This is a genomic window from Microbacterium altimontanum (genome assembly GCF_058349865.2).
Genome location: NZ_JBYRJB020000014.1, coordinates 1 through 23,142 on the forward strand (window position 1 = coordinate 1; position 23,142 = coordinate 23,142).

The following is a 23,142-nucleotide window of genomic DNA, read 5'->3' on the forward strand; positions in this document are numbered from 1 at the left end:
ACCCGGAAGCTAAGCCTCTCAGCGCCGATGGTACTGCAGGGGGGACCCTGTGGGAGAGTAGGACACCGCCGGACTTCCATTGTGAAAAGGCCACCCCTCACCGGGTGGCCTTTTTGCATTTCGGGGTCGAGAATGTCAGGGCAGGGAGACACATGACTGAGGACGACGAGCGCCGCGGAGCGCACGGATCGGATGGACGACGCCGCTCTGGCAACTCGCGTGATGGTGCCCGCGGAGCCGACCGTGGACAGCGTCCGAATCGCCAGTACGGCGAGCGCTCCTCTGGTGGTGAGCGTCGGCAGAGCGGCGACCGCCCGTATCGTGATGACCGCCCGCAGAGGGAGAACCGCTCGTATGGCGACCGTCCGCAGAGGGAGAGCCGGTCGTATGGCGACCGTCCGCAACGCGAGAACCGGTCGTATGGCGACCGTCCGCAACGCGAGAACCGGTCGTACGGTGATCGTCCGCAGCGTGAGAGCCGTCCGTATGGTGATCGTCCGAAGCGCGACTACGGTGACCGCCCGCAGCGTGAGAACCGTCCGTATGGTGATCGTCCGAAGCGTGACTACGGCGATCGCCCGCAACGTGACAATCGTCCCTACGGCGATCGCCCGCAGCGTGACGGTCGTCCGTATGGTGATCGGCCGAGGCGTGATTACGGTGACCGTTCCCAACGCGAGAGCCGTCCGTACGGTGACCGCCCGCAGCGCGAGAATCGCTCGAATGGAGATCGGTCGCAGCGCGACAGCCGCTCGTACGGCGACCGGCCGAATCGCGACTACCGTGACCGTCCGCAGCACGAGCGCTCCTCGCGGCCCCCTCAGGATGTGCGCGACGCACGTCCCGCCGACCCGTCGCTGCCCGAAGACATCACGCCGAAGGACCTGCATCCCGCAGCGCGCAACGAGCTGAAGACGCTCACGAAGGAGAACGCCGACCGCGTCGCCCGGCACCTCGCGATGGCCGGACAGCTGATCGACGACGACCCGACCCTCGCGCACGAGCACGCCCTCGCGGCATCCCGTCACGCCGGACGCATCCCCGTGGTCCGCGAGACCGTCGCCATCACGGCATACGCGCTCGGCGACTACGCCCTCGCGCTCCGCGAGCTGCGTACCTACCGGCGGCTGACCGGCAACGAAGACCAGATCGCGCTCATGGTCGACAGCGAGCGCGGTGTGGGGCGTCCCGAGCGCGCGCTCGAACTCGGACGCTCGGTGGATCGCGCGGCGCTTCCTGCTGCCGTGCGCGTCCAGTTGGCGATCGCCATGTCGGGTGCGTGGCTCGATCAGGGCGATCCGACGCGTGCGCTGCAGGAGCTCGAGATCCCCGAGGCCGATCCCGATCGGGCGTTCGAGTGGAGCCCTGCGCTCTTCTCGGCTCGAGCCGCGGTGCTCGAAGACCTCGGGCGCCCGGAGGAGGCGGAGCGCTGGGTGCAGCGCGCTGAGGTGGCCGCGCAGGCGCTGGACGACGCATCCGGTATCGGAGAGGACGAGGTGATCTTCGTCGAGGAGCTCGACGCCGACGCGGAGGACGACGACGCGGAGACTGGCACTTCCTCCGAGCCCACCGGGGGAGACGCCGAGTGAGTCCGCTGTTCTCGCGCTCGCGTAAAGCAGCGCCCGACGGCCCGCCGCCCCTCGACGGGATCGACACGATCCTCGCCGACCTCGACGGCGTCGTGTACACCGGCCACCGAGCCCTGCCGCACGCCGTCGAGAGCCTGAACCGCGCCGGCGACGACGGATGCCGACTGGGCTACATCACGAACAACGCCTCACGGACCGATGCCGACGTCGCCGCGCACCTGCGCGAGCTCGGGCTGGACCGCACCCAGCCGTCCGACATCGTCACGAGCCCACAGGCGGCAGTACGGCTCCTGCGCACGAAGGTCCAGCCCCCCGCGACGATCCTCGTCGTCGGGGGAGAGGGACTCGTCACCGAGGTGGCGCGCGCGGGGTACACCGTGACCCGCAGCGCCGACGACGGTCCCGCCGCGGTGCTGCAGGGCTTCTCACCCGATGTCGCGTGGACCCACCTCGCCGAGGCGGCGTTCGCGCTGAAGACTCCGGAGGACGAAGGCGGCATTCCGTGGATCGCCACGAACACCGACTGGACCCTTCCACAGCCGCGCGGCATCGCGCCGGGTAACGGCACCCTCGTCTCCGCCGTCCACACCGCGGTCGGCCGCCTGGCCACCGTCGCAGGCAAGCCGGAAACGCCGATCTACCACGAAGCCGTGGCCCGCTTCGGCGCCGACAAGCCCCTGTTCATCGGCGACCGGCTCGACACCGACATCGCCGGCGCGCAGGCCGCCGGCATCCCGTCGGTTCTCGTGATGACGGGCGTCGATCGGCCGAAGCACGTGCTCGCCGCTCCGCCGACGAGCCGTCCGACCTTCATCGTCGAGGACCTGCGACAGCTGTTCGAGCCGTATCCAGTGACGCGCAGCGAGGGCGACACCACCCGCGTCGGAGACGCCGTCGTCGCCATCGACGGCCCCGACCTGCGGGTCGTCGAGGCCGGCTCGCATCCGATCGACCTGCTCCGCGCGGGCGCCGCGGCCGTCTGGAGGTCGGGGCGCGCGATCTTCGGGTTCTCCGTGCAGGAGGAGCTCTACGCCGACCCGTTCTTCCGGCCCTGACCGCCGTCGCGGCACCGGGATACCATGGGGACCATGGAGGACGTGGACCGCGAAGAGCTCATCAGCCGCCTGCGCGTGATCGAAGGGCAGCCGCTGCCGGAGCGTGCCGACGCGTACGCCGCCCTCCACGACGAGCTCGCGCGCGAACTCGATACGACCCCCACGACCCGACCCACCGCATGACGCGGCTGGACCAGGAGCTCGCCGCGCGCGGACTGGCCCGCTCGCGCACCCATGCGCAGTCGCTCATCAGCGAGGGGCGTGTGAGCGTCGACGGGCGACCGCAGGTCAAGCCGTCGTTCCCGGTCGAGGCCGACACTGCGATCGACGTCGCCGGGGCAGACCATTACGTGAGCCGCGCAGCACACAAGCTCATCGCCGGCCTCGACGCCTTCGGCGTCTCGGCGGCAGGACGGATCGCCCTCGACATGGGAGCCTCGACCGGCGGATTCACGCAGGTGCTCCGCGAGCGCGGCGCCTCGCCGGTGATCGCCGTCGACGTCGGGCACGACCAGCTCGCCGCCGAGATCGCGGCCGACCCCGGTGTCATCTCGATCGAGGGGTTCAACGTGCGGCACATGACCGCCCAGACCCTCGCCGACGCCAGCCGCACGGCCGCGGCTCCCCAGCTCATCACCGGTGACCTCTCCTTCATCTCGCTGCGCCAGGTGCTGCCGGCAGTCGCCGGCGTCGCCGATCCGACCGCCGACGTCGTTCTCCTCGTGAAGCCGCAGTTCGAGGCGGGGCGCACGGCCGTGCGCGGCGGACTCGTCACCGATCCGGCCGTTCGGGCGGATGCCGTCACCGAAGTGCTCTGGGCGGCATGGGGCCTCAGGCTCGGCACGCGCGGCGTCATCGCCTCGCCGATCGTCGGCACGCACGGCAACCGGGAGTACGTCGTGCACCTGACGCCGGGATCGGGAACCGATCCGTCAGAATGGACGAGCACCGTGAACGAACTGACGGGGAGCCCATGACGACCGACCAGCGCAGCATCCTGGTCGTCGCGCATGCCCAGCGCGACGACACCGTCGACGCGGCAGTGCGCGTCGTCGCCGCCCTGCACGCTGCGGGCGCTCAGCCGGTGCTCGCCGCGGAGGACCGCGAGGAGCTCGTCGCGCTGCGCGACGTGTTCGCCGGCACCGCGGCCCTGGGCACCGACGTGCCGGTGTCGCAGATCGAGCTCGCGATCGTGCTCGGCGGCGACGGAACGATCCTGCGCGCGGCCGAGCTCGTGCGCGGAGGCACCGCGCCGATCCTCGGCATCAACATGGGCCACGTCGGCTTCCTCGCCGAGATCGAGCGCGACGACATGGACGACGCCGTCCGGCGCGTGATCGCCCGCGATTACCGCGTCGAGGAGCGCATGGCGCTGTCGGTGCGCGTGAAGGACGCGGCCGGCCAGGTCATCTACGCGACGTGGGCGCTGAACGAGGCCACCGTCGAGAAGGCGAGCCGCGAGCGCATGCTCGAGGTCGTGGTCGAGATCGACGGCCGCCCCCTGTCGAGCTTCGGCTGCGACGGCATGGTCGTCGCGACGCCCACCGGCTCCACCGCCTACAACTTCTCTGCCGGCGGCCCCGTGATCTGGCCGACGGTCGAGGCGATCGCGGTCGTGCCCCTGTCGGCACATGCCCTCTTCGCCCGCCCGCTCGTGCTCGGGCCCGAGACCGCCGTCGCGATCGAGGTGCTCGAGCGCACGAACGGCACCGGGATCCTCTGGTGCGACGGCCGGCGTTCGCATGAGCTGCCCCGCGGGGCGCGCGTGGTGGTGCGCCGGGCGGCGGAGCCCGTGCGGCTGGCGCGGCTGCATCCCGCGGCGTTCACCGACCGGCTCGTGCGCAAATTCCAGCTGCCGGTGGCGGGATGGCGCGGTCCCGTCGAGAGTGCGGGCGGTGTCGCATGATCGAGCAGATGCAGCTGCGCGACCTCGGCGTGATCGCCGAGGCGACGCTGCCGATGGGACCGGGCTTCACGGCGATCACCGGCGAGACCGGCGCCGGCAAGACCATGGTGGTCACCGGGCTCGGGCTTCTCCTCGGCCAGCGGGCGGATTCCGGCGCCGTGCGCGCCGGGGCCGAGCAGGCGACCGTCGACGGCGTCTGGGTCGTGCCCGACGACGGGCCGGTCGTCGAGCGCGTCCGCGAGGCGGGCGGCGACGTCGAGCCGATCGGCGGCGGACGCGCCGAGCTCTACCTCGGCCGCACCCTGTCGGCCGAGGGGCGCAGCCGCGCGACCGTCGGTGGCCGCACCGCCCCGGCGGGCGTGCTGTCGGACCTCGCCGATCGGCTCGTGGTCGTGCACGGGCAGTCGGATCAGCTGCGGCTGCGTTCGGCTGGCGCACAGCGCGACGCCCTCGACCGGTTCGGCGGCGACGAGGTCGCCGAACGTCTCGCCGCCTATCAGGAGCGGTACGAGGCGTGGCGGTCCCTGGACCGGCAGCTCGCCGCCCTCATCGCCGACAGTGACACGCGCGTGGCCGAGGCATCCGCTCTGCGCGCCGCCATCGCCGAGATCGAGCAGGCGGACCCGCAGCCGGGGGAGGACGCTGAGCTCGCGGCGCGGGCCGAACGTCTCGCCCATGCCGAGGACCTGCGGATGGCGGCGGCGACCGCGCACGCGGCGCTCTCCGGCGAAGGGGACGAACCGGATGTCGCGGCCCTCCTCGCCGAGGCACGTCGAGCGCTGGAACGCGCGGCCGAGAGCGACGCGGTGCTGCAGGACTTCGCCGATCAGGCGGCCGATCTGGGGTACCGGGCGGCTGACCTCGCCACCGCGCTGTCGGGATATCTCGCCGACCTGGACGAGTCGGGCCCCCACGAGCTGGAGGCAGTGGAGGAGCGTCGGGCGGTGCTCGGCGCGCTCGTCCGCACGCATGGCACGCTCGCCGCCGCGATCGATCTGCTGCAGACGGGTTCGGCGCGGCTCGCAGAGCTCGACGACGATCCGGAGCACATCCAGCGGCTGACCGCGCAGCGCGAAGACGCCGCATCCGCTCTCGACGACGCGGCCGCCGCTCTCACCGCCTCCCGGACGGCAGCCGCTCGACGGCTCGGCGACGCGGTGACCGAGGAGCTGCACGCCCTCGCGATGCCCGATGCCCGCCTCGAGGTCGAGGTGTCTCCCGGCGCCGACTCGACGCATGGCCGCGACGATGTGTCGATCCTGCTGGCGCCGCACCCGGGAGCGCAGCCGCGGCCGGTGTCGCGCAGCGCGTCGGGCGGTGAGCTCAGCCGGGTGATGCTCGCGATCGAGGTCGTGATCGCCGAAACCGATCCCGTCCCCACCTTCGTGTTCGACGAGGTCGACGCCGGCATCGGCGGGGCCGCCGCGATCGAAGTGGGTCGCCGGCTCGGGCGCCTCGCGCGCAGCGCGCAGGTGATCGCCGTGACGCACCTCGCCCAGGTCGCGGCGTTCGCCACGAACCACCTCACGGTGGTCAAGCAGAACGACGGCACGGTGACGTCGTCGAGCGTGCGACGGCTCCACGGCGACGAGCGCGAGTCCGAGATGGCGCGGCTGCTGTCGGGCCTCGCCGACTCGGACGCAGCGCTCAGCCACGCCCGCGAGCTGCTCGAGTCCGCCCGGACGCTGCAGGATCAGCCGGGGCGCGGCCGCTGAGCACCGGTGCTCGCGAACGGGGCGCACATCGCGACACGAGGGCCGGGACGAAGCACGCCGCACGCACAGGGTCTGACTGATAGGATCGAAGCCCGTGATGAATACTTCCGGCGCAGGCAGTTCCGACCCCCTCGCAGACACCACGGCAAACGGCGACACCACCAAGCACATCTTCGTGACCGGTGGTGTCGTTTCGTCGTTGGGCAAGGGCCTCACAGCCGCCAGCCTCGGCAACCTGCTGACGGCGCGCGGCCTGCGCGTCGTGATGCAGAAGCTCGACCCGTACCTGAACGTCGACCCGGGGACGATGAACCCCTTCCAGCACGGCGAGGTGTTCGTCACCGACGACGGAGCCGAGACGGATCTCGACATCGGGCACTACGAGCGCTTCCTCGACGTGAACCTCAACCAGGCGGCGAACGTCACGACCGGTCAGATCTACTCGCGGGTGATCGCGCGCGAACGCGCAGGGGAATACCTCGGCGACACGGTGCAGGTCATCCCGCACATCACCGACGAGATCAAGCGACGGATGCGTCTGCAGGCAGACGCCGATCCGAAGCCCGACGTCATCATCACCGAGGTGGGCGGCACGATCGGCGACATCGAATCGCAGCCGTTCATCGAGTCGGCCCGACAGATCCGGCACGAGCTGGGTCGCGACAACGTGTTCTTCGTGCACGTCTCGCTGCTGCCGTACATGGGCGCCTCCGGCGAGCAGAAGACCAAGCCGACCCAGCACTCGGTCGCAGCGCTGCGGTCGATCGGCATCCAGCCCGATGCGCTGGTGCTGCGCAGCGACCGCCCCGTGACGGATGCGAACAAGCGCAAGGTCGCACTGATGTGCGATGTCGACGAGCGCGCTGTCGTGAACGCCGTCGACGTGCCGAGCATCTACGACATCCCGTCGATGCTGCACGATCAGGGACTCGACGACTACATCGTGCGGGCGCTGGGGCTGACCAAGTCGGCCGACGTGGACTGGTCGCGCTGGGAGAAGGTCCTGAGCGCGGTGCACAACCCGAAGCACGACGTCACGATCGGTCTCGTCGGCAAGTACATCGATCTGCCCGACGCGTACCTCTCGGTGACCGAGGCGATCCGTGCGGGCGGCTTCGCGAACGAGACGCATGTGAACCTCCGCTGGATCCCGTCGGACACGTGCGAGACCCCCGAGGGCGCGCAGACCGCGCTGGCGGATCTGGACGGCATCATCGTCCCGGGCGGTTTCGGCATCCGCGGCATCGAGGGGAAGCTCGGCGCGCTGCGGTTCGCGCGGGAACAGGGGATTCCGACGCTCGGAATCTGCCTGGGCCTGCAGTGCATGGTGATCGAGTACGCCCGGAACGTCGCGGGCATCGCGGACGCGTCGTCGAGCGAGTTCGACCCCGACACGGCGGAGCCGGTCATCGCGACGATGGCCGAGCAGGTCGACATCATCGCCGCTGGCGACATGGGCGGCACGATGCGGCTGGGCCTGTATCCGGCCGACTTCGCCGAGGGTTCGCTCGCCGCTGAGCTGTACGGCGCGTCGACGGCATCGGAGCGGCACCGCCACCGGTACGAGGTGAACAACGCCTACCGCGATCGGCTGTCCGAGGCGGGGCTGTCGTTCTCGGGCCTGTCGCCCGACCGCAACCTCGTCGAGTACGTCGAGCTGCCGCGCGACGTGCACCCGTACTACATCGCGACGCAGGCCCATCCGGAGCTGCGGTCGCGGCCGACCGATCCGCACCCGCTGTTCCGGGGCCTCGTCGAGGCGGCGCTCGAGCGGCACCGTGCGAGCGAGCTGTTCACCGACGACAACGATGACTGACCCCGCGACGCTGCGCGATGAGCCGACGCGGCCGCCGGTGCTCTCGAGCGAGCTCGTGTATCGCGGCAAGGTGTGGGACGTGCGGCGCGACACGTTCCGGTACAACGGCGAGGAGCTCGTGCGCGAGTACGTCGCACACACCGGTGCGGCGGCGATCGTCGCGATCGACGACGCGGAGCGGGTGCTGCTGATCCAGCAGTACCGGCATCCGATCCGCCATCGCGATTGGGAGGTCCCGGCGGGCCTTCTCGACGTCGAGGGCGAGCCTCCGGAGCGTGCGGCGCGTCGTGAGCTCGCCGAGGAGGCCGACATCGTGGCGGCGGAGTGGGCGCCGCTCGCGAGCGTGTTCACGACGCCCGGCGGAAACGACGAGATCGTGCACATCTTCCTCGCCCGCGGGCTCAGCGCTGCTGACGAGGGGTTCCATCGTGATGCCGAGGAGGCGGACATCCGGGTGGAGTGGGTGCCGCTGACGGATGCGGTGACGGCGGTGCTCGAGGGACGGATGCGCAACGGCATCCTGTCGGTGGGCGTGCTCGCCGCGGCTGAGCGTCTGCGGCGCGCGGCGGCAGGCGGCTGACGTGCGTCTCGATCGGGCGGTGGATGCGTATCTGCGCCACGTCACGATCGAGCGCGGGCTCAGCGAGCACACCGTCGCCGCCTACCGGCGCGACCTGGCGGGATACGTCGAGTTCCTCGCCGAGCACGGCGTGACGGAGACCGGGGCGGTGACGCCCGCGCTCATCACGGCGTTCATCGCTGAGCGCTCGGGGGCGCAGCCGCTGCCGGCGGCGTCGAGCCTGGCGCGGCTGCAGTCGTCGGTGCGGGGTCTGCATCGGTTCCTGGTGCGGGAGGGACTGGAGGAGGCTGATCCGACAGGACGGATGCGTCCGCCGAAGCTGCCGCAGCGGCTGCCGAAGGCGCTGACGATCGATCAGGTGGAGCGGCTGCTGGACGCGCCCGATCCCAACGAGCCGCTGGGGCTGCGCGATCGAGCGCTGCTCGAGCTGCTGTACGCGACCGGTGCGCGGGTGTCCGAGGTCGTGCGGCTGGACGTCGATGATGTCGCGCACGGCGAGGTGCTGCGGGTGCGCGGCAAGGGGGCGAAGGAGCGGATCGTGCCGATCGGCGCGTACGCGCGTGACGCGGTCGATGCGTACCTCACGCGGGTGCGGCCGGCACTGTCCGTCAAGGGGAAGGCGACGCCGCGGCTCTTCCTGGGAGCGCGGGGTGCGCCGCTGTCGCGGCAGAGCGTCTGGCTCGTCATCCAGGCCGCGGCGGAACGGGCGCAGCTCACGGCGCATGTCTCGCCGCACACGCTCCGTCACTCGTTCGCGACGCATCTGCTGCAGGGCGGGGCCGACGTGCGTGTCGTGCAGGAGCTGCTCGGGCACGCATCCGTTGCCACGACGCAGATCTACACCCACGTGAGCGTCGACGCGCTCCGCGACGTCTACGCGACCTCACATCCTCGCGCCCGGTGAGGGCGTCGGGCGGTGGTTGGATGGGGCGATGACGTTCACTCTTCGCGAGCCGGAGATCAGCGACGCCCCGCGGATCGCGGATCTCCATGTCGCCACGTGGCGTGAGGCGTACTCCCATCTTCTCCCCGAGGCGTTCTTCACGGAGAGCTACATCCGCGGGCGACATGAGATGTGGGCCCGCTATCTGTCGGTGCCGCGCGACGGCTGGATCATCCGCGTCGCGGAAGAGGGCGGAGAGCTCGCCGGCTTCGCCGTCTCGGGACCCAGCCTCGGCGCCGACCGCTCCGACCTGCCACGACCGCGGCGGCTGTACATGATCTACATCTCGGCTCGGCACTACGGGAATGGCCTCGGCCAGCTGCTTCTCGACGCGGTCCTCGCGGACGCGCCGGCGATGCTGTGGGTCGCGAAGAAGAACCCGCGAGCAGTCGCGTTCTACCGTCGGAACGGGTTCGAATTCGACGGCGCCGAACAGATCGAGCACGGGGCACCTGAGATGCTCGCCGGCCGCATGGTGCGATAGTCGAATCGGTGGCGGTACATCGCCGGGGCAGCAGACGCTAGAACGGTGGCGGGTCGGTGCAGCTGAACCTGACGCCGGGGGAAGGATGGTCTTCGTAGCGGCGACCGGTCGGACTCGTCCATTCGAGCACTCCGCCTGAGAGCTGTCGAACGGCCCAGCGCGTCTGATGCTTGACCACATGATGTCGACGGCAGAGGTGCTCGAGGTTGTCGTCACTGGTCTTGCCGCCGAGCGCGTAGTCGAGGGTATGGTCGCGGTCCGAGCGCCAGACCGGCTGGCGACACCCGGGGAAGCGGCAGTGCTCATCGCGAGCCCGGAGGAACCGGGTCAGATGCGCCGACGGGTCGTGCCGGTCGACGCAGAGTGGCAGGTTCGTGACGGGATCGGTGAAGATCCGATCCCAGCCCTTCGCAGCCGCAGCAAGGATGCGGGCCGTCTCCGCGTCGATCGGACCAGACCCTGCGAGAAACGCCGGTTCCCGGCGACCGTGGGAGGGATCCGTCTCGACGACTTCGGGCACGGGAGCCGCTCCCGGCACCGCGGGCTCGAGGACCTTCGCCGGTACGGTCACCTGCACGAACGCCGTGATCTTCTCGAACACATCGGCCGGTCCGTGCCCGGTCGGCACAGCGGTCAGCAGCATGTCGGTGAGCACATCCGCGCGGACCTGGTCGAGAGTGCGCTCATCCGGGGCAGGGTCGGCATCGGACGAGCGCTCGGTCGAACCGGCAGGAGCGTCGCTGCTCGCCAGCGGAGCCTCGCCCTCGGCCGAAGCGCCGGTGGCGCCCTCGACAGTGGGCTGTCGCCCCGCCTCCTGAACGGTGATCGCCATCTGCGTGACGCGGTCGAAGATCGCGTGGACGAGCGTCGCCGGTCCGTCCAGCAGCAGCCGAGACATCCCGTCGTCCAGATCGCTGACCCGGACGCCCCGCGACTTTCGCGCGCGCTTGTGTCGCTCGTCGATCGATTCCGGATGCACGCGATCGGCGGCGGCGCGGCAGACCGGTCCGAGCCGACCCGCCGTCAGCTCGCCGGCTCGTGTCAGCACCGCCTTCTCGTACTCCGCCCGCACCTCGGGAGTGGGAAGCGTGGCTCCCGCATCGAGGATCACCCGGACGCGCGCCTGGTCGATCTCGCCGGCCGCCCACGCGGCGTGGGTCGCGGGGAAGTGGTCGACGAGCATCGCCGCCTCGCCCAGACGCGACTGCATCGTGCGATCGCTCACCTTGAGCGCCGTCGCGATCTCCGCGGAGACTTCCCGCCAAGGCAGGTCGTCATCGCCGTGGGCTCCCTGGACGGCAGCAGCGGTCGCCACCACATCGACCGCCGCGGACATGAGCGAAGCCTCGAACGCCTGGAGCCGGCTGATCGCCCGCCGGGTCTCCACGAGGCCGGTGACCAGCGCGTCGACGGCCGGAACATCCAGCCCCTCGATCGGTGATCTGCTCATACTTCGATGATCCCAGCCACCTCCGACACTCAAAGAGAGATACGAGCCGAAGCGACGCGCCCAGCGCCCGGTGTGAGCCACTTCTCATCTGCTGAGCCGCGCGACGGCGCCGTTCTGCGACATCCCACCCCTGTGCCCCGTGCGGAAGCGGCGGCATCGCTAGAATCGAGCGGACGACACGGACGAGAGCAGGAGACCGGTGGCGCGCAGCACGGCGAACAAGACGGCGACTTCGAAGGCCGCGGACGACCTCCCGATCGGTCCCACCGGGCGTCCCTATCACGGCTTCCCGACTCCCGCGCCGCTCGATGGTCACGGTCCCGCCCGCATCATCGCCCTGTGCAACCAGAAGGGCGGCGTCGGCAAGACGACCACCACGATCAACCTCGCCGCATCGCTCGCCGGCTACGGCCGCCGGGTGCTCGCCGTCGACTTCGACCCGCAGGGAGCGCTCTCGGCGGGCCTCGGCATCGCGACCCACGACATCCCCACGATCTACGACCTCCTGCTCGACTCGAAGCGCGACCCGCACGACGCCGTCGTGCACACGTCGGTCGAGAACCTCGACGTTATCCCCGCGAACATCGACCTCTCGGCCGCTGAGGTGCACCTCGTGAACGAGGTCGCCCGCGAGCAGACTCTCTCTCGCGCGCTGCGCGGCCTCACCGGCGAGTACGACGTCATCCTGATCGACTGCCAGCCGTCGCTCGGCCTGCTCACCGTGAACGCGCTCACGGCCAGCCACGGCGTGATCATCCCGCTCGAATGCGAGTTCTTCGCGCTGCGTGGGGTCGCCCTGCTGATCGAGACGATCGACAAGGTGCGCGACCGGCTGAACCCGGCGATCACCCTCGACGGAGTGCTGGCGACGATGTACGACCCGCGCACCCTGCACTCGCGCGAGGTGCTCGAGCGCGTGGTCGAGGCATTCAGCGACGACGTGCTCGAAACCGTCATCGGCCGCACCGTGAAGTTCCCGGATGCGTCGGTGTCGGGGATGCCGATCACGGAGTTCGCGCCGGAACACGCGGCGGCCCAGGCCTACCTGCGCCTCGCGCGGGAGCTGGTCGCCCGTGGCGCTGTCGCCTGAGACGGCACCCGAAAGGGGAGCGCGGTCGCCTGAGACGGCACCCGAAGGGGGAGCGCCGTCGCCTGAGGGGACGGGGGGTGGCCCTTCGACTCGGCCGGGGGGCTCCCTCGCTCAGCGACCTGGTGTGGGGGAGGCCGCCACGCCCGACGAGCAGGCGGAAGAATCGGTCGTCGAGCGGGCGGAGCGAGGCCAAGCGACGCAGCCCGAGGAGCCGGGCTTCCGCGTCTCGCTGGGAGTGTTCGACGGCCCGTTCGATCTGCTGCTGAACCTCCTGAGCAAGCACGAGCTCGACATCACGGAGGTCTCGCTCTCGAAGGTGACGGCGGAGTTCATCGCCTACCTGAAGGAGCTCGAATCCGACGCCGAGCTCGACGAGGCGTCCGAGTTCCTCGTCGTGGCCGCGACGCTGCTGGACATGAAGGTCGCCGGTCTCCTGCCGCAAGGCGAGCTCGTCGATGCCGAGTCGGTCGCGCTGCTCGAGGCGCGCGATCTGCTGTTCGCGCGGCTGCTGCAATACCGCGCGTTCAAGGAAGCGTCGGTGTGGTTCGCCCGGTGCCTGCAGCGCGAGGACAGGCGACACGCCCGCGCCGTGCGCCTCGACGAGAAGTACCGCGCCGCGACCCCGGAGCTCGTCTGGACGCTCTCGCCCGAGGATTTCGCCGCCATCGCGATGCTGGCCTTCGCGCCCAAGGAGATCCCGACAGTGGGCCTCGATCATCTGCACGCGCCGCTCGTCAGCATCCGGGAGCAGGTGGCCGTCGTCGTGACACTCCTGCGCTCGGCGGGGACACTGTCGTTCCGGGAGCTCGTCTCGGGCGTGACGCAGACCGGCATCGTGGTCGCGCGATTCCTCTCCGTCCTGGAGCTGTACCGCCACGCCGCCCTCTCGTTCGAGCAGCTGGAACCGCTCGGAGAATTGACCCTGCGCTGGACCGCCGAACGGTGGAGCGAAGAGAACCTGGCCTCGTTGGGAGCCGACTATGACCGATAACGCCACGGGTGCGCACGACGCCCTCGAGGCCCACGCCGTCGCGCGCAAGCTCGAGGCGATCCTTCTCGTCGTCGACGAGCCGCAGAGTCTCGTCGCCCTGGCGACGGCCGTCGGCGAGCCCGTGCCCGCGGTGCGGCAGGCGATCGAGGGACTCGTCGCCGACTACGACGGCGAGGCGGGCGGCCCGCGACGCGGCTTCGAGCTGCGCGAGGTGGGTGGGGGATGGCGCCTCTACGTCCGGGAGGACCACGACGCCCTGGTGAGCGAGTTCGTGAACGCGCAGGCGCCGTCGCGCCTCTCGCAGGCGGCTCTCGAGACCCTCGCCGTGATCGCGTACAAGCAGCCGGTCTCGCGTGGCCAGGTGGCGTCGATCCGTGCCGTGAACGTCGACTCCGTCGTGCGCACGCTCGTCGCCCGGGGGCTCATCACCGAGGTCGGCAACGACCCCGAGACCGGTGCGATCCTCTACGGCACGACCGACGCGCTGCTCGTGAACCTCGGCATCAACTCGCTCGACGAGCTGCCGCACATCTCGCCGCTGCTCGACGACGTCGACACCGTGGGCTCGGTGGGGATCGACGAAGGGATGCCGCGATGACCGACACCGAGGGAGTGCGCCTGCAGAAGGTGCTCGCCAACGCGGGCGTCGCGTCGCGGCGCGTCGCCGAGGAGCTCATCGCCGCGGGACGAGTGCGGGTCAACGGCGAGGTCGTCGACCAGCTCGGCTCGCGCATCGATCCCGAGAGCGATCTCGTCGATGTCGACGGGGTGGCGGTGCAGCTCGATCAGTCGAAGCGGTACGTCATGCTGAACAAGCCGACCGGTGTGGTGAGCTCGATGCGCGACGACCGCGGCCGCCCCGATCTGCGCCGCTTCACGAAGGACTGGGACGAGCGGCTCTTCAACGTCGGTCGGCTGGATGCCGAGACGAGCGGCCTTCTCGTGCTCACGAACGACGGCGAGCTGGCGCACGTGCTCGCCCACCCGTCGTTCGGTGTCACGAAGGTGTACATCGCGAAGGTGCGCGGCACCGTCGCGCCGCAGACCATCGCGCGTCTCACACGCGGCGTCGAGCTCGACGACGGACCCATCGCGGCCGACAAGGCCCGGCTGCTCGACCGTTCGGGCGACACGAGCCTCGTCGAGCTGACCCTCCACTCCGGACGCAACCGCATCGTGCGACGGATGATGGCCGAGGTGGGACATCCGGTCGTCGAGCTCGTGCGGCGCCAGTTCGGCCCGCTGCACCTGGGAACGCTCCCGGCGGGGCGGGCGCGCGAGTTGACTACAGTGGAACGCGGCGCGCTGCTCACTCTGTCGCGCCGCGAACCGGGGGAGCCGACGCCACCGGGAGCCGATCAGGAGACCCCGTGAGCCAGACCACGACCGCGCCCGCGCGCGGTGCAGCGCGCACCTCGGGCACCGTGCGCATCGTGGGGACGGGGCTGCTCGGCGCCAGCATCGGCCACGCGCTCACCGCGCTGGGTGTCGACGTGGCGCTCGCCGACACCTCGCCGGCGCAGCTGCGCCTCGCGATCGACTACGGCGCCGGACGCGCCGCCCGTGACGACGACGCGCCGCGCCTCGTGGTCGTGGCGGTGCCGCCGGATGTCACGGCCGACGTGATCGAGCGCGAGCTGGCAGCCCACCCCGACGCCGTCGTGACGGATGTCGCGAGCGTCAAACTCGAGCCGCTGCACGCGCTGCGCGAGCGCGGCGTCGACCTCACGCACTACATCGGCTCGCATCCGCTCGCGGGGCGGGAGCGGGGCGGCGCGATCTCCGCGCGCGCCGACATCTTCATCGGGCGCCCGTGGGTGGTCTGCCGCGACGACGAGACCACCCCCACCGACCTCGCCGTCGTCGAGGGACTCGCGCTCGACCTCGGCGCGATGCCGATCGAGATGGACCCCGCCGAGCACGACCGCTCCGTGGCGCTCGTGTCGCATGTGCCGCAACTGGTCGCGAGCCTCCTCGCCGGCCGGTTCGTCGAGGCGGCCGAGGGGTCCCTACGCCTCGCCGGCCAGGGCGTGCGCGACACGACCCGCATCGCCGCGTCGGCGCCCGAGCTGTGGGTGCAGATCCTCGGCTCGAACGCCGCGCCCGTGGTCGACGTGCTCGATGCGCTGTCCGCCGACCTGACGAGCGTCGCCGATGCGCTGCGCCGGCCCGACGCCCCCGGCTCGCGACGGGCCGTGGCCGACACGATCCGTCGCGGGAACGAGGGCGTCGAGCGGCTCCCCGGCAAGCACGGACAGAACCGTCGCTTCACGCAGGTCGTCGTCATGGTCGACGACACCCCCGGCCAGCTCGGCCGCCTGTTCGGCGAGCTGGGCGAGCTCGACGTGAACGTGGAAGACCTGCGCCTGGAGCATTCGCCCGGCGCCCAGTTCGGCCTCGCCGAGATCAGTGTCGTCCCCGGTGCCGTGCGCCGCGCGATCGACGGCCTGACCGCGCGCGGCTGGAGGATTGCGAGCACCACCGATGACTGACGTGACGATCGTGGCGATCGACGGGCCGGCCGGCTCGGGCAAGTCGAGCGTGTCGAAGCAGGCCGCCCGCGCTCTCGGCTTCGGCTATCTCGACACCGGCGCTGCCTACCGCGCCCTCGCCTGGCACGTTCTTCAGCGTGGCGCCGACACCGCCGATGCCGACGCGGTGGTGGCTGCGGCATCCGATTTCCCGTACGCGATCTCGCTCGATCCCGACGACTACTGGGTGCGCGTGGGCGAGACGGACGTCACCGACGCGATCCGGGAGCCCCGGGTGTCGGCCGCCGTCAGCGGTGTCGCCCGCGTCCCGGCTGTGCGCGCACAGGTGAACGACGTGTTCCGTGCGCTCGCAGCGGCCGCCGACCGGTCGGGCGTCATCATCGAGGGGCGCGACATCACGACGGTGGTGGCTCCGGATGCGCCGGTGCGCATCCTCCTCACTGCCGCTCCCGAGGTGCGGGCGGCGCGCCGGTCGGCCGAGCTGGCGGATCAGGATGCCGCGGCCGTCGCCGCGGCTCTGCACAAGCGCGACGCATCCGACTCCGCGGTCGTCGATTTCCTTTCCGCTGCGCCGGGGGTCGAGGTGGTCGATTCCACCGCCCTCGACTTCGCGCAGACCGTCGACGCCGTCCTCGGCGTCGTGCACCAGAAGCTGGAGGCGACCCATGGGCGCTGACGACGAGTACGAAGCCGGACCCGATCACCTCGCCGAACGGCTGGCGGACATCGACGAGGAGCTCGCCGAGCAGCGCGCCGAGGCGCTGCGCGCCTCCCTCGGCGACTACGAGCTGGAGGACGAAGACGCGGCGCTCCTGGCCGGCGTGCAGCTGGGCGAGGACGGGGTGGAGTTCCTGCCTGCGCTTCCCGTCGTCGCGATCGTCGGCCGGCCGAACGTCGGCAAGTCGGCGCTCGTGAACCGCATCCTGGGGCGCCGCGAGGCGGTCGTGGAGGACACCCCGGGCGTCACGCGGGACCGGGTGACCTACAAGGCTGAGTGGATGGACCGCCGGTTCACGCTCGTCGACACGGGCGGGTGGGAGCCTGACGCGAAGGGCATCGACCGCTCTGTCGCCGCGCAGGCCGAGATCGCGATCGACCTGTCGGACGTCGTGCTGTTCGTGGTCGACGCGATGGTCGGCGCCACCTCCACCGACGAGCACGTCGTCCGGCTGCTGCGGAAGTCGGGCCGCCCCGTCTTCCTCGTCGCGAACAAGATCGACGACGCCCGGCAGGAGCCGGAGGCGGCGGCGCTGTGGAACCTCGGGCTGGGCGAGCCGCATCCCGTGTCGGCGATCCACGGCCGCGGCGTGGCGGACCTGCTCGATGCCGTCGTGAAGGTGCTGCCGGATGTGTCGGCCGTCGCGAAGCAGGAGATCGGCGGGCCGCGCCGGGTCGCGATCCTCGGCCGGCCGAACGTCGGCAAGTCGTCGCTGCTGAACAAGGCGGCGGGCGAGGAGCGCGTCGTGGTCAACGACCTCGCCGGCACGACCCGCGACCCGGTCGACGAGATCGTGGAGCTCGGCGGCAAGCTGTGGCGGTTCGTCGACACCGCGGGCATCCGTCGTCGCGTGCACCTGCAGCAGGGCGCAGACTTCTACGCGTCGCTGCGCACGTCGGCCGCGCTCGAGAAGGCCGAGGTGGCAGTGGTCGTGCTCGACGTGTCGGAGGCGATCAGCGAGCAGGACGTGCGCATCATCGACATGGTGCTCGAGTCCGGTCGCGCACTGGTGCTCGCGTACAACAAGTGGGACGTGCTGAACACTCCGGAGTACGAGAACCAGGATCGGCGTCGGTACCTCGAGCGGGAGATCGAGCAGGACCTCGCGCATGTGGCGTGGGCGCCCCGCGTGAACATCTCGGCGCGCACGGGCCGACATCTCGACAAGCTCGTGCCGGCGCTCGAGACGGCGCTCGCGTCGTGGGACACGCGGATCCCGACCGGCAAGTTCAATGCGTTCCTGGCCGAGCTCGTGGCCGAGCACCCGCATCCGCTGCGGGGAGGGAAGCAGCCGCGGATCCTCTTCGGCACGCAGGCGGGCACGCGTCCGCCGACGTTCGTGCTGTTCACGACCGGCTTCCTCGACCCGGGCTACCGCCGGTTCATCCAGCGGCGCCTGCGCGAGCTGTACTCGTTCGAGGGAACCCCGATCGTGATCAACATGCGCGTGCGCGAACGCCGCCAGCGCTGAGCTGCCCCCGAGCGATCTGTCAGGTCCCTGAGCGCCCTTCGACTCGTCGCTGCGCTCCTCGCTCAGGAGCCGCGAGGCGAGTCGAAGGGCCGGCGCGTGACGCCGCGTCTGGATGGTGGGCGCCGCGGTCCGGCGAGACCGCGTGTGACGCTCCCGGCCCACGCCATGCCGGGCTGTGACAGGCTGGATCGGTGAGGATCGAGTACCCGGAGTTCGGCGCCGCCCGGCGACCGCAGGGTCCCCGCGACCCGGGCGATGCGTGGGTGGTCACGGATGCCGGCGAGCGGTACTGGGGTCGCTTCGGAGCGGCGGGACTGCTGGCGTACGACCCGGCACGCGGGGTGCTGCTGCAGCACCGCGTGTCGTGGAGCCACCACGGTGACACGTGGGCGCTGCCCGGCGGAGCGCGCCACGAGGGCGAGTCGGCGTGCGACGCGGCGGTGCGCGAAGCGCAGGAGGAGGCCGGCGTGCCCGACGGCGCCGTCCGCGCGCGGGCCGAGAGCATCCTCGACCTCGACGTCTGGACCTACACGACGCTCGTCGCCGATGTGCTCGAGCCGTTCGAGCCGGTGATCAGCGACCCCGAGAGCAGGGCGCTCGCATGGGTCCCCGCCGACGAGGTGACCGATCTGCCGCTGCATCCGGGGTTCGCGGGATCGTGGCAGCGGCTGCGCGGACTGCTCGAGGTGCGCCCCGCGGTGGTGGTCGATGCGGCGAACGTCGTCGGCTCGGTGCCCGACGGCTGGTGGCGGGATCGTGCCGGCGCCGCGACCCGGCTCATCGACGAGGTGGCGGCCCTCGGTGCACGGGGGATGGATGCGTCGGCCCTCGCACTGCCGGAAGATCTCTGGTTCCCCGAGTTCTCGGTCGTCGTCGAGGGTCAGGCGCGCGATGCCGCCGCAGCCGATGGCGTGACCGTCGTGCGGGCTGCGGCATCCGGTGACGACGCGATCGTCGACGAGGCCCGCCGGCGGCGGGAGGACGGCCGCACCGTGACCGTGGTCACGAGCGATCGCGAGCTCACCGCGCGCTGCGAAGAGGCCGGCGCCGCCGTGCACGGCACGCGCTGGCTCCGCGACCAGCTCGCCCGCTGACGACGCAGCGCCCTCACTCCCGGCCGCGGAACCGGTCGATCTCGCGGCGCTCGCGCTTCGTGGGCCGGCCGGCGCCGCGATCGCGCTGGGCGACGACGGGCATCGGATCGCGCGGCGGCGTGCGGTCCTCCATCGCGGTCGCCGCGACCGCGGCGCCGACACGCTTCACGATCGTCTGGCGCACCACGAGGATCCGGTCGAAGCCCGCGATGCGCACTCGCACCTCGTCACCCGGATGCACCTGCTGGGCGGGCTTCACGCGCTCGCCGCCGACCCGCACATGCCCCGCGCGGCATGCCGTCGTGGCGGCGGAGCGGGTCTTGAAGACGCGGACGGCCCACAGCCACGCATCCACTCGTGCGGAATCAGCCATGCGCCTCCCGTCGCATCGCGACCAGTACTCCCGCGGCGAGCAGTCCCTGGCCCAGGCAATAGGTGGCCATGACGAGCGGGCTCGTCCAGTCGGGCATCGCGTCGGGTAGGAAGATGCGGAAGGCGAGCACGGAATCCGAGGCGAGGAAGAAGACACCACCGAGGGTCGTGGTCGTGTTGCAGCGCGCCGCGCTGATAGCGGTGCCGCCGAGCACGAGCCCGTATGCCGCGACGGCGAGGGTGAGGGCGCCCAGGTGCGGGAACAGCACAGCCAGCATCGCGACCCACCACGCCGCGTACACGATCGCCCACGTGCGGACGCGGCGATACGCGAGATGGCGCACGAAGAGCCAGATGTAGACGAGGTGCGCGAGTCCGAAGAACAGCAGCATCCCCGGCACCTCGGGCAGGAACGGGAAGAACACGCTCGTTTCGTCGCCGAACCACGACAGCGCGATCGCAACGAGCAGCAGGGTGAGGCGGATGCCGTTGCCGAGCCCGCGGACCGCCCACAGCACCGCGACCGCGAGCAGGGGCATGAGCAGCAGCTTCGTGGCGGCCGCCAGCGCCTGGGCGTCACGGCCGAATGCGAGCGCTGCGATGTGGACGAGCGAGACCAGGACGTACGGGAGGAAGCGGAGCAGGCGCAGGACGGGCAGACGGCTCGGCATGTCGTCCATCGTATGCTCGCAGGGTGAGCGCGAATCCCACCGCCTTCGGTCTGCGCCGGATGCTGCCGCGCGACCGCACCGAGCGGTTCCGCGGAGCCTCGCCCCTCGAGCTGCTGTTCGATCTCGTGTTCGTGATCGCGGTGTCGCAGGCGGCCGACCATCTGCACGAGCTGCTGCGCGAGGGGCACGTCGGGCAGGGCGTGCTCTCCTACCTCATGGTGTTCTTCGCGATCTGGTGGGCGTGGATGAACTTCTCGTGGTTCGCGTCGGCGTTCGACACCGACGACTGGGCCTACCGCGTCATGACGTTCGTGCAGATGGGCGGAATGCTCGTGCTGGCCGCCGGGGTCGGCGAGGCGATGACGTCGTACGACTTCCTCCTCGTGACGTGGGGCTACGTCATCATGCGGCTCGCGATGGTGGGGCAGTGGCTGCGGGCCGCCGCATCCGATCCCGGTTCCCGCCGCACCGCCCTGGCGTTCGCGATCGGGATCACGATCGTGCAGGTGCTGTGGGTGGCACGCGTGTACCTGCTCGACGCGACGTGGCAGTTCGTGACATTCTTCGTGCTGGTCCTGGCCGAGATCGCGGTGCCGGTGGTGGCCGAGCGCCTCGGCAGGACCACATGGCATCCGCATCACATCGCGGAGCGGTACGGATGCTTCACCCTGATCGTGCTCGGTGAGAGCGTCCTGGCCTCGGCGAGCGCGGTGTTCGCGGCGCGGGGCACGGCGGCGCATGCGGCGGCGCTCGTCGGGCTCGCAGCCGCCGGGCTCGCGATCGCCGCGGGCATGTGGTGGATCTACTTCGTTCGGGAGCAGGGCGACCGGCTGGCGGCGATCGACCGAGGCTTCGGATTCGGCTACGCGCACTACGTGATCTTCGCCGCAGCCGGCGCGGTGTCGGCGGGCATCGCGACGTCGGTCGACATCGCGGCGGAACAGTCGCAGCTGACGGCGCGGGTGGCGGCGTTCGCCCTGACGGTGCCGGTGGGCGTGTTCCTGCTGGCGGTGTGGGCGGTCCTGCTGCGTCCGCTGATCGGACGGACGGCGTCGACGCTCATGGTGGCGCTCGCGGTGCTGATCGTGGCGAGCGCGCTGGTTCCCGCCGCCGCGGTGGCGGCGACGACGATGCTGCTGGCCGTGATCGTCACGGTGCTGGAGGTGGATCGGGTGCGTCAGCCGGCCTGATCGAGCACGAGCTCGACGATCGTCCGCTGTGGCTTCGGTCGGGCGACCTCGCGGAACCCGGCGGCGAGGAAGACCGACAGGATGCCGATGTAGAGGTCGTTCGTGGGCGTCTTGCCGACGGTCGTGTCGGTCGGGTACGCCTCGATGACGCGGGCGCCGCCCGTGCGAGCGTGGGCGATCGCCGCGTCGAGGAGCTTGGCGTTGAGCCCCATGCCACGGAACTCCTTGCGGACGACGAAGCAGGTGACCGCCCAGACGTCGGGGTCCTCCCAGTCGTACGGCGAGGAGGCGAAGTTGCGGGTGCGCGCGAGTCGCGGCTGTGCGGTGCGGGGACCGACGCGCACCCAGGCCGCCGGCTGGCCGTCGACATAGGCGATCAGGGCGGGGGAGGGCGCGGTGCCGAGCTCGATGCGGAGCTTCTCGGTGCGCTCGGCGCGGGTCGTGCTGTCGAACTCCTTGCCGCGCATGAGCCACCACTGGCACTGGCAGCCGGCGCCGTCGCCGCCGCCGTTGAACGTGTGCTGAGCGTCGTCGAACCGGTCTTGGGTGGCGGGCTCGATCGTGATCGTGGACATGCACGTGACGCTACCCGGGGCTTCGGACACCGACAACCGCGCCGGTTCGCGGCGCCCACCGCGAGCAGGTAGGATGGGGGAGTTGTCCGCTCCGGCGGGCGGCGGGATGTGGCGCAGCTTGGTAGCGCACTTGACTGGGGGTCAAGGGGTCGCAGGTTCAAATCCTGTCATCCCGACGTAAAGGGCTGTTGGCAAAACTGTTTGCAGAACAGCTGGAGAAAAGGGAAGGGCACCTGCTTCGAGCAGGTGCCCTTCCCTTTTTCGCGTCTGCGTAGCCGGATTCTGATCCGCGTACGCCCAATCGAGCGCTTCTGGTCATGAAAACACGAACGCGCCCGGTTTTCGGGCGCGTTTGATTGTCCTGGTGTAGCGGGGAGCGTGCCGGATTTGCCGCCGGCGGCGTCAGCAGTGAGCGGTGTCGCTCAGGTACGCATCGGTGTCAGCGCGCGGAGGTCTCGTTCGTCAGGAGATGTGGTCGTCGACGACGATGTTCGATTGCCCCGAGGAATGGAGAGGATGCCGTCGCCGGTGGTCTTCGTGTACCGGTTGGCCCATACGCGGTCGCGGCGGCGGAGGGTGTTCGGCCGCGGTGTCGTGCGGGCGCGTTCAATCGCCTGGTCACTGAGGAACGCGGCAATCTTGCGGAGGTTGTGGTTGACGATGAGGAGCGTGACGAGAATCTGGGCGGCGGCGATTCCGCGGACGCGTCGGCGCCCCGCGGTGGCGATATCTTCGTCGCCGGACGCCTTGAGCTGCTGGTTCTCGGACTCGACGGTGTTGCGGGCGTGGTCGTGGAAGGTCTCCCACTCTTCGCTGCCATAGTCGAAGGCCTGCTGCGGCGCCTGCATCTCGGTGAGGTCGAAGGGTCTGCCCCGAGTCTTGTTGACAGTCGGGGTTTGGGGTGATCAGGCCGCTTCTGCGTCCTTGTAGATCATCTCAA

General features: G+C 70.8%; 24 protein-coding genes, 1 tRNA gene and 1 rRNA gene. 21 read left to right on the top strand and 5 right to left on the bottom strand.

What is annotated here, in order from left to right; all coding sequences use genetic code 11:
* From rrf to AC3RX1_RS17380, 11 genes are all read left to right on the top strand, one after another.
* Positions 1-74: ribosomal RNA gene (gene rrf, locus AC3RX1_RS17330) — 5S ribosomal RNA — on the top strand; the annotation flags it as partial.
* 753 nt (positions 75-827) lie between these two features.
* Positions 828-1,589: a tetratricopeptide repeat protein gene (locus AC3RX1_RS17335; RefSeq protein ID WP_491502455.1), complete on the top strand. Its 762-nt coding sequence runs from the start codon at positions 828-830 to the stop codon at positions 1,587-1,589.
* Between the two features lie 5 nt (positions 1,590-1,594).
* Positions 1,595-2,644 carry an HAD-IIA family hydrolase gene (locus tag AC3RX1_RS17340; RefSeq protein WP_491502478.1) on the top strand — a complete coding sequence of 350 codons (1,050 nt, stop codon included), beginning with the start codon at positions 1,595-1,597 and terminating at the stop codon, positions 2,642-2,644.
* 33 nt (positions 2,645-2,677) lie between these two features.
* Positions 2,678-2,827, top strand: a complete 150-nt coding sequence (locus AC3RX1_RS17345) for a hypothetical protein (protein WP_491502456.1) — start codon at positions 2,678-2,680, stop codon at positions 2,825-2,827.
* A complete protein-coding gene (locus tag AC3RX1_RS17350; RefSeq protein WP_491502457.1) occupies positions 2,824-3,621 on the top strand; it encodes a TlyA family RNA methyltransferase in 798 nt (265 codons plus the stop codon). Before AC3RX1_RS17345 ends, AC3RX1_RS17350 begins: the two co-directional genes overlap by 4 nt.
* Complete coding sequence (locus AC3RX1_RS17355) at positions 3,618-4,550, top strand: NAD kinase (protein WP_491502458.1); 933 nt, start codon at positions 3,618-3,620, stop codon at positions 4,548-4,550. The genes AC3RX1_RS17350 and AC3RX1_RS17355 overlap by 4 nt, the downstream gene beginning before the upstream one ends.
* A complete protein-coding gene (recN, locus tag AC3RX1_RS17360; protein WP_491502459.1) occupies positions 4,547-6,265 on the top strand; it encodes a DNA repair protein RecN in 1,719 nt (572 codons plus the stop codon). The genes AC3RX1_RS17355 and recN overlap by 4 nt, the downstream gene beginning before the upstream one ends.
* Before the next feature lie 97 nt (positions 6,266-6,362).
* Positions 6,363-8,081 carry a CTP synthase gene (gene pyrG / locus AC3RX1_RS17365; RefSeq protein ID WP_491502460.1) on the top strand — a complete coding sequence of 573 codons (1,719 nt, stop codon included), beginning with the start codon at positions 6,363-6,365 and terminating at the stop codon, positions 8,079-8,081.
* Positions 8,074-8,661, top strand: coding sequence for an NUDIX domain-containing protein (locus AC3RX1_RS17370; protein ID WP_491502461.1), 588 nt, complete (start codon positions 8,074-8,076; stop codon positions 8,659-8,661). Before pyrG ends, AC3RX1_RS17370 begins: the two co-directional genes overlap by 8 nt.
* Before the next feature lies 1 nt (position 8,662).
* Complete coding sequence (gene xerD / locus AC3RX1_RS17375) at positions 8,663-9,565, top strand: site-specific tyrosine recombinase XerD (RefSeq protein ID WP_491502462.1); 903 nt, start codon at positions 8,663-8,665, stop codon at positions 9,563-9,565.
* Positions 9,566-9,593: 28 nt separating this feature from the next.
* A complete protein-coding gene (locus AC3RX1_RS17380) occupies positions 9,594-10,088 on the top strand; it encodes a GNAT family N-acetyltransferase (RefSeq protein WP_491502463.1) in 495 nt (164 codons plus the stop codon).
* A gap of 37 nt (positions 10,089-10,125) precedes the next feature.
* On the opposite strand, the gene AC3RX1_RS17385 is transcribed toward AC3RX1_RS17380, so the two are convergent.
* Positions 10,126-11,538: an HNH endonuclease signature motif containing protein gene (locus tag AC3RX1_RS17385; protein WP_491502464.1), complete on the bottom strand. Its 1,413-nt coding sequence runs from the start codon at positions 11,536-11,538 to the stop codon at positions 10,126-10,128.
* Positions 11,539-11,737: 199 nt separating this feature from the next.
* On the opposite strand from AC3RX1_RS17385, the gene AC3RX1_RS17390 reads away from it, so the two are divergent.
* The 8 genes from AC3RX1_RS17390 (at position 11,738) to AC3RX1_RS17425 (ending at position 19,394) form a co-directional block, all read left to right on the top strand.
* A complete protein-coding gene (locus AC3RX1_RS17390; protein ID WP_491502465.1) occupies positions 11,738-12,628 on the top strand; it encodes a ParA family protein in 891 nt (296 codons plus the stop codon).
* Between the two features lie 124 nt (positions 12,629-12,752).
* Entirely contained in the window at positions 12,753-13,619 is an 867-nt protein-coding gene (locus tag AC3RX1_RS17395; protein ID WP_491502466.1) for a segregation and condensation protein A, read from the top strand.
* Positions 13,609-14,217, top strand: coding sequence for an SMC-Scp complex subunit ScpB (gene scpB / locus AC3RX1_RS17400; RefSeq protein WP_491502467.1), 609 nt, complete (start codon positions 13,609-13,611; stop codon positions 14,215-14,217). The genes AC3RX1_RS17395 and scpB overlap by 11 nt, the downstream gene beginning before the upstream one ends.
* The gene (locus tag AC3RX1_RS17405; protein ID WP_491502468.1) at positions 14,214-14,993 is read left to right on the top strand and encodes a pseudouridine synthase; all 780 of its coding nucleotides are present in this window, start codon (positions 14,214-14,216) and stop codon (positions 14,991-14,993) included. Before scpB ends, AC3RX1_RS17405 begins: the two co-directional genes overlap by 4 nt.
* Positions 14,990-16,111: a prephenate dehydrogenase gene (locus AC3RX1_RS17410; protein WP_491502469.1), complete on the top strand. Its 1,122-nt coding sequence runs from the start codon at positions 14,990-14,992 to the stop codon at positions 16,109-16,111. Before AC3RX1_RS17405 ends, AC3RX1_RS17410 begins: the two co-directional genes overlap by 4 nt.
* The gene (gene cmk, locus AC3RX1_RS17415) at positions 16,104-16,787 is read left to right on the top strand and encodes a (d)CMP kinase (RefSeq protein ID WP_491502470.1); all 684 of its coding nucleotides are present in this window, start codon (positions 16,104-16,106) and stop codon (positions 16,785-16,787) included. The genes AC3RX1_RS17410 and cmk overlap by 8 nt, the downstream gene beginning before the upstream one ends.
* Positions 16,777-18,300 carry a ribosome biogenesis GTPase Der gene (gene der, locus AC3RX1_RS17420; protein ID WP_491502471.1) on the top strand — a complete coding sequence of 508 codons (1,524 nt, stop codon included), beginning with the start codon at positions 16,777-16,779 and terminating at the stop codon, positions 18,298-18,300. Before cmk ends, der begins: the two co-directional genes overlap by 11 nt.
* Before the next feature lie 191 nt (positions 18,301-18,491).
* On the top strand, positions 18,492-19,394 hold the full coding sequence (locus tag AC3RX1_RS17425) for an NUDIX domain-containing protein (RefSeq protein WP_491502472.1): 903 nt from the start codon (positions 18,492-18,494) through the stop codon (positions 19,392-19,394).
* A gap of 13 nt (positions 19,395-19,407) precedes the next feature.
* Here AC3RX1_RS17425 and AC3RX1_RS17430 read toward each other — a convergent pair whose 3' ends face one another.
* Both AC3RX1_RS17430 and AC3RX1_RS17435 read right to left on the bottom strand, forming a co-directional pair.
* Complete coding sequence (locus AC3RX1_RS17430) at positions 19,408-19,767, bottom strand: RNA-binding S4 domain-containing protein (protein WP_491502473.1); 360 nt, start codon at positions 19,765-19,767, stop codon at positions 19,408-19,410.
* Positions 19,760-20,437, bottom strand: a complete 678-nt coding sequence (locus AC3RX1_RS17435; protein WP_491502474.1) for a lysoplasmalogenase family protein — start codon at positions 20,435-20,437, stop codon at positions 19,760-19,762. Before AC3RX1_RS17435 ends, AC3RX1_RS17430 begins: the two co-directional genes overlap by 8 nt.
* Positions 20,438-20,460: 23 nt before the next feature.
* Between AC3RX1_RS17435 and AC3RX1_RS17440 the strand changes: the two genes are divergently transcribed.
* A complete protein-coding gene (locus AC3RX1_RS17440) occupies positions 20,461-21,627 on the top strand; it encodes a low temperature requirement protein A (protein WP_491502475.1) in 1,167 nt (388 codons plus the stop codon).
* On the opposite strand, the gene AC3RX1_RS17445 is transcribed toward AC3RX1_RS17440, so the two are convergent.
* The gene (locus AC3RX1_RS17445; protein WP_491502476.1) at positions 21,615-22,202 is read right to left on the bottom strand and encodes a GNAT family N-acetyltransferase; all 588 of its coding nucleotides are present in this window, start codon (positions 22,200-22,202) and stop codon (positions 21,615-21,617) included. The two genes, AC3RX1_RS17440 and AC3RX1_RS17445, sit on opposite strands and share 13 nt — an antisense overlap.
* Positions 22,203-22,304: 102 nt before the next feature.
* Between AC3RX1_RS17445 and AC3RX1_RS17450 the strand changes: the two genes are divergently transcribed.
* Positions 22,305-22,378, top strand: a tRNA-Pro gene (locus AC3RX1_RS17450).
* A 246-nt stretch (positions 22,379-22,624) separates the two neighbouring features.
* Here AC3RX1_RS17450 and AC3RX1_RS17455 read toward each other — a convergent pair.
* Positions 22,625-23,050 carry a hypothetical protein gene (locus tag AC3RX1_RS17455; RefSeq protein ID WP_491502477.1) on the bottom strand — a complete coding sequence of 142 codons (426 nt, stop codon included), beginning with the start codon at positions 23,048-23,050 and terminating at the stop codon, positions 22,625-22,627.
* Between the last annotated feature and the right edge of the window lie 92 nt (positions 23,051-23,142).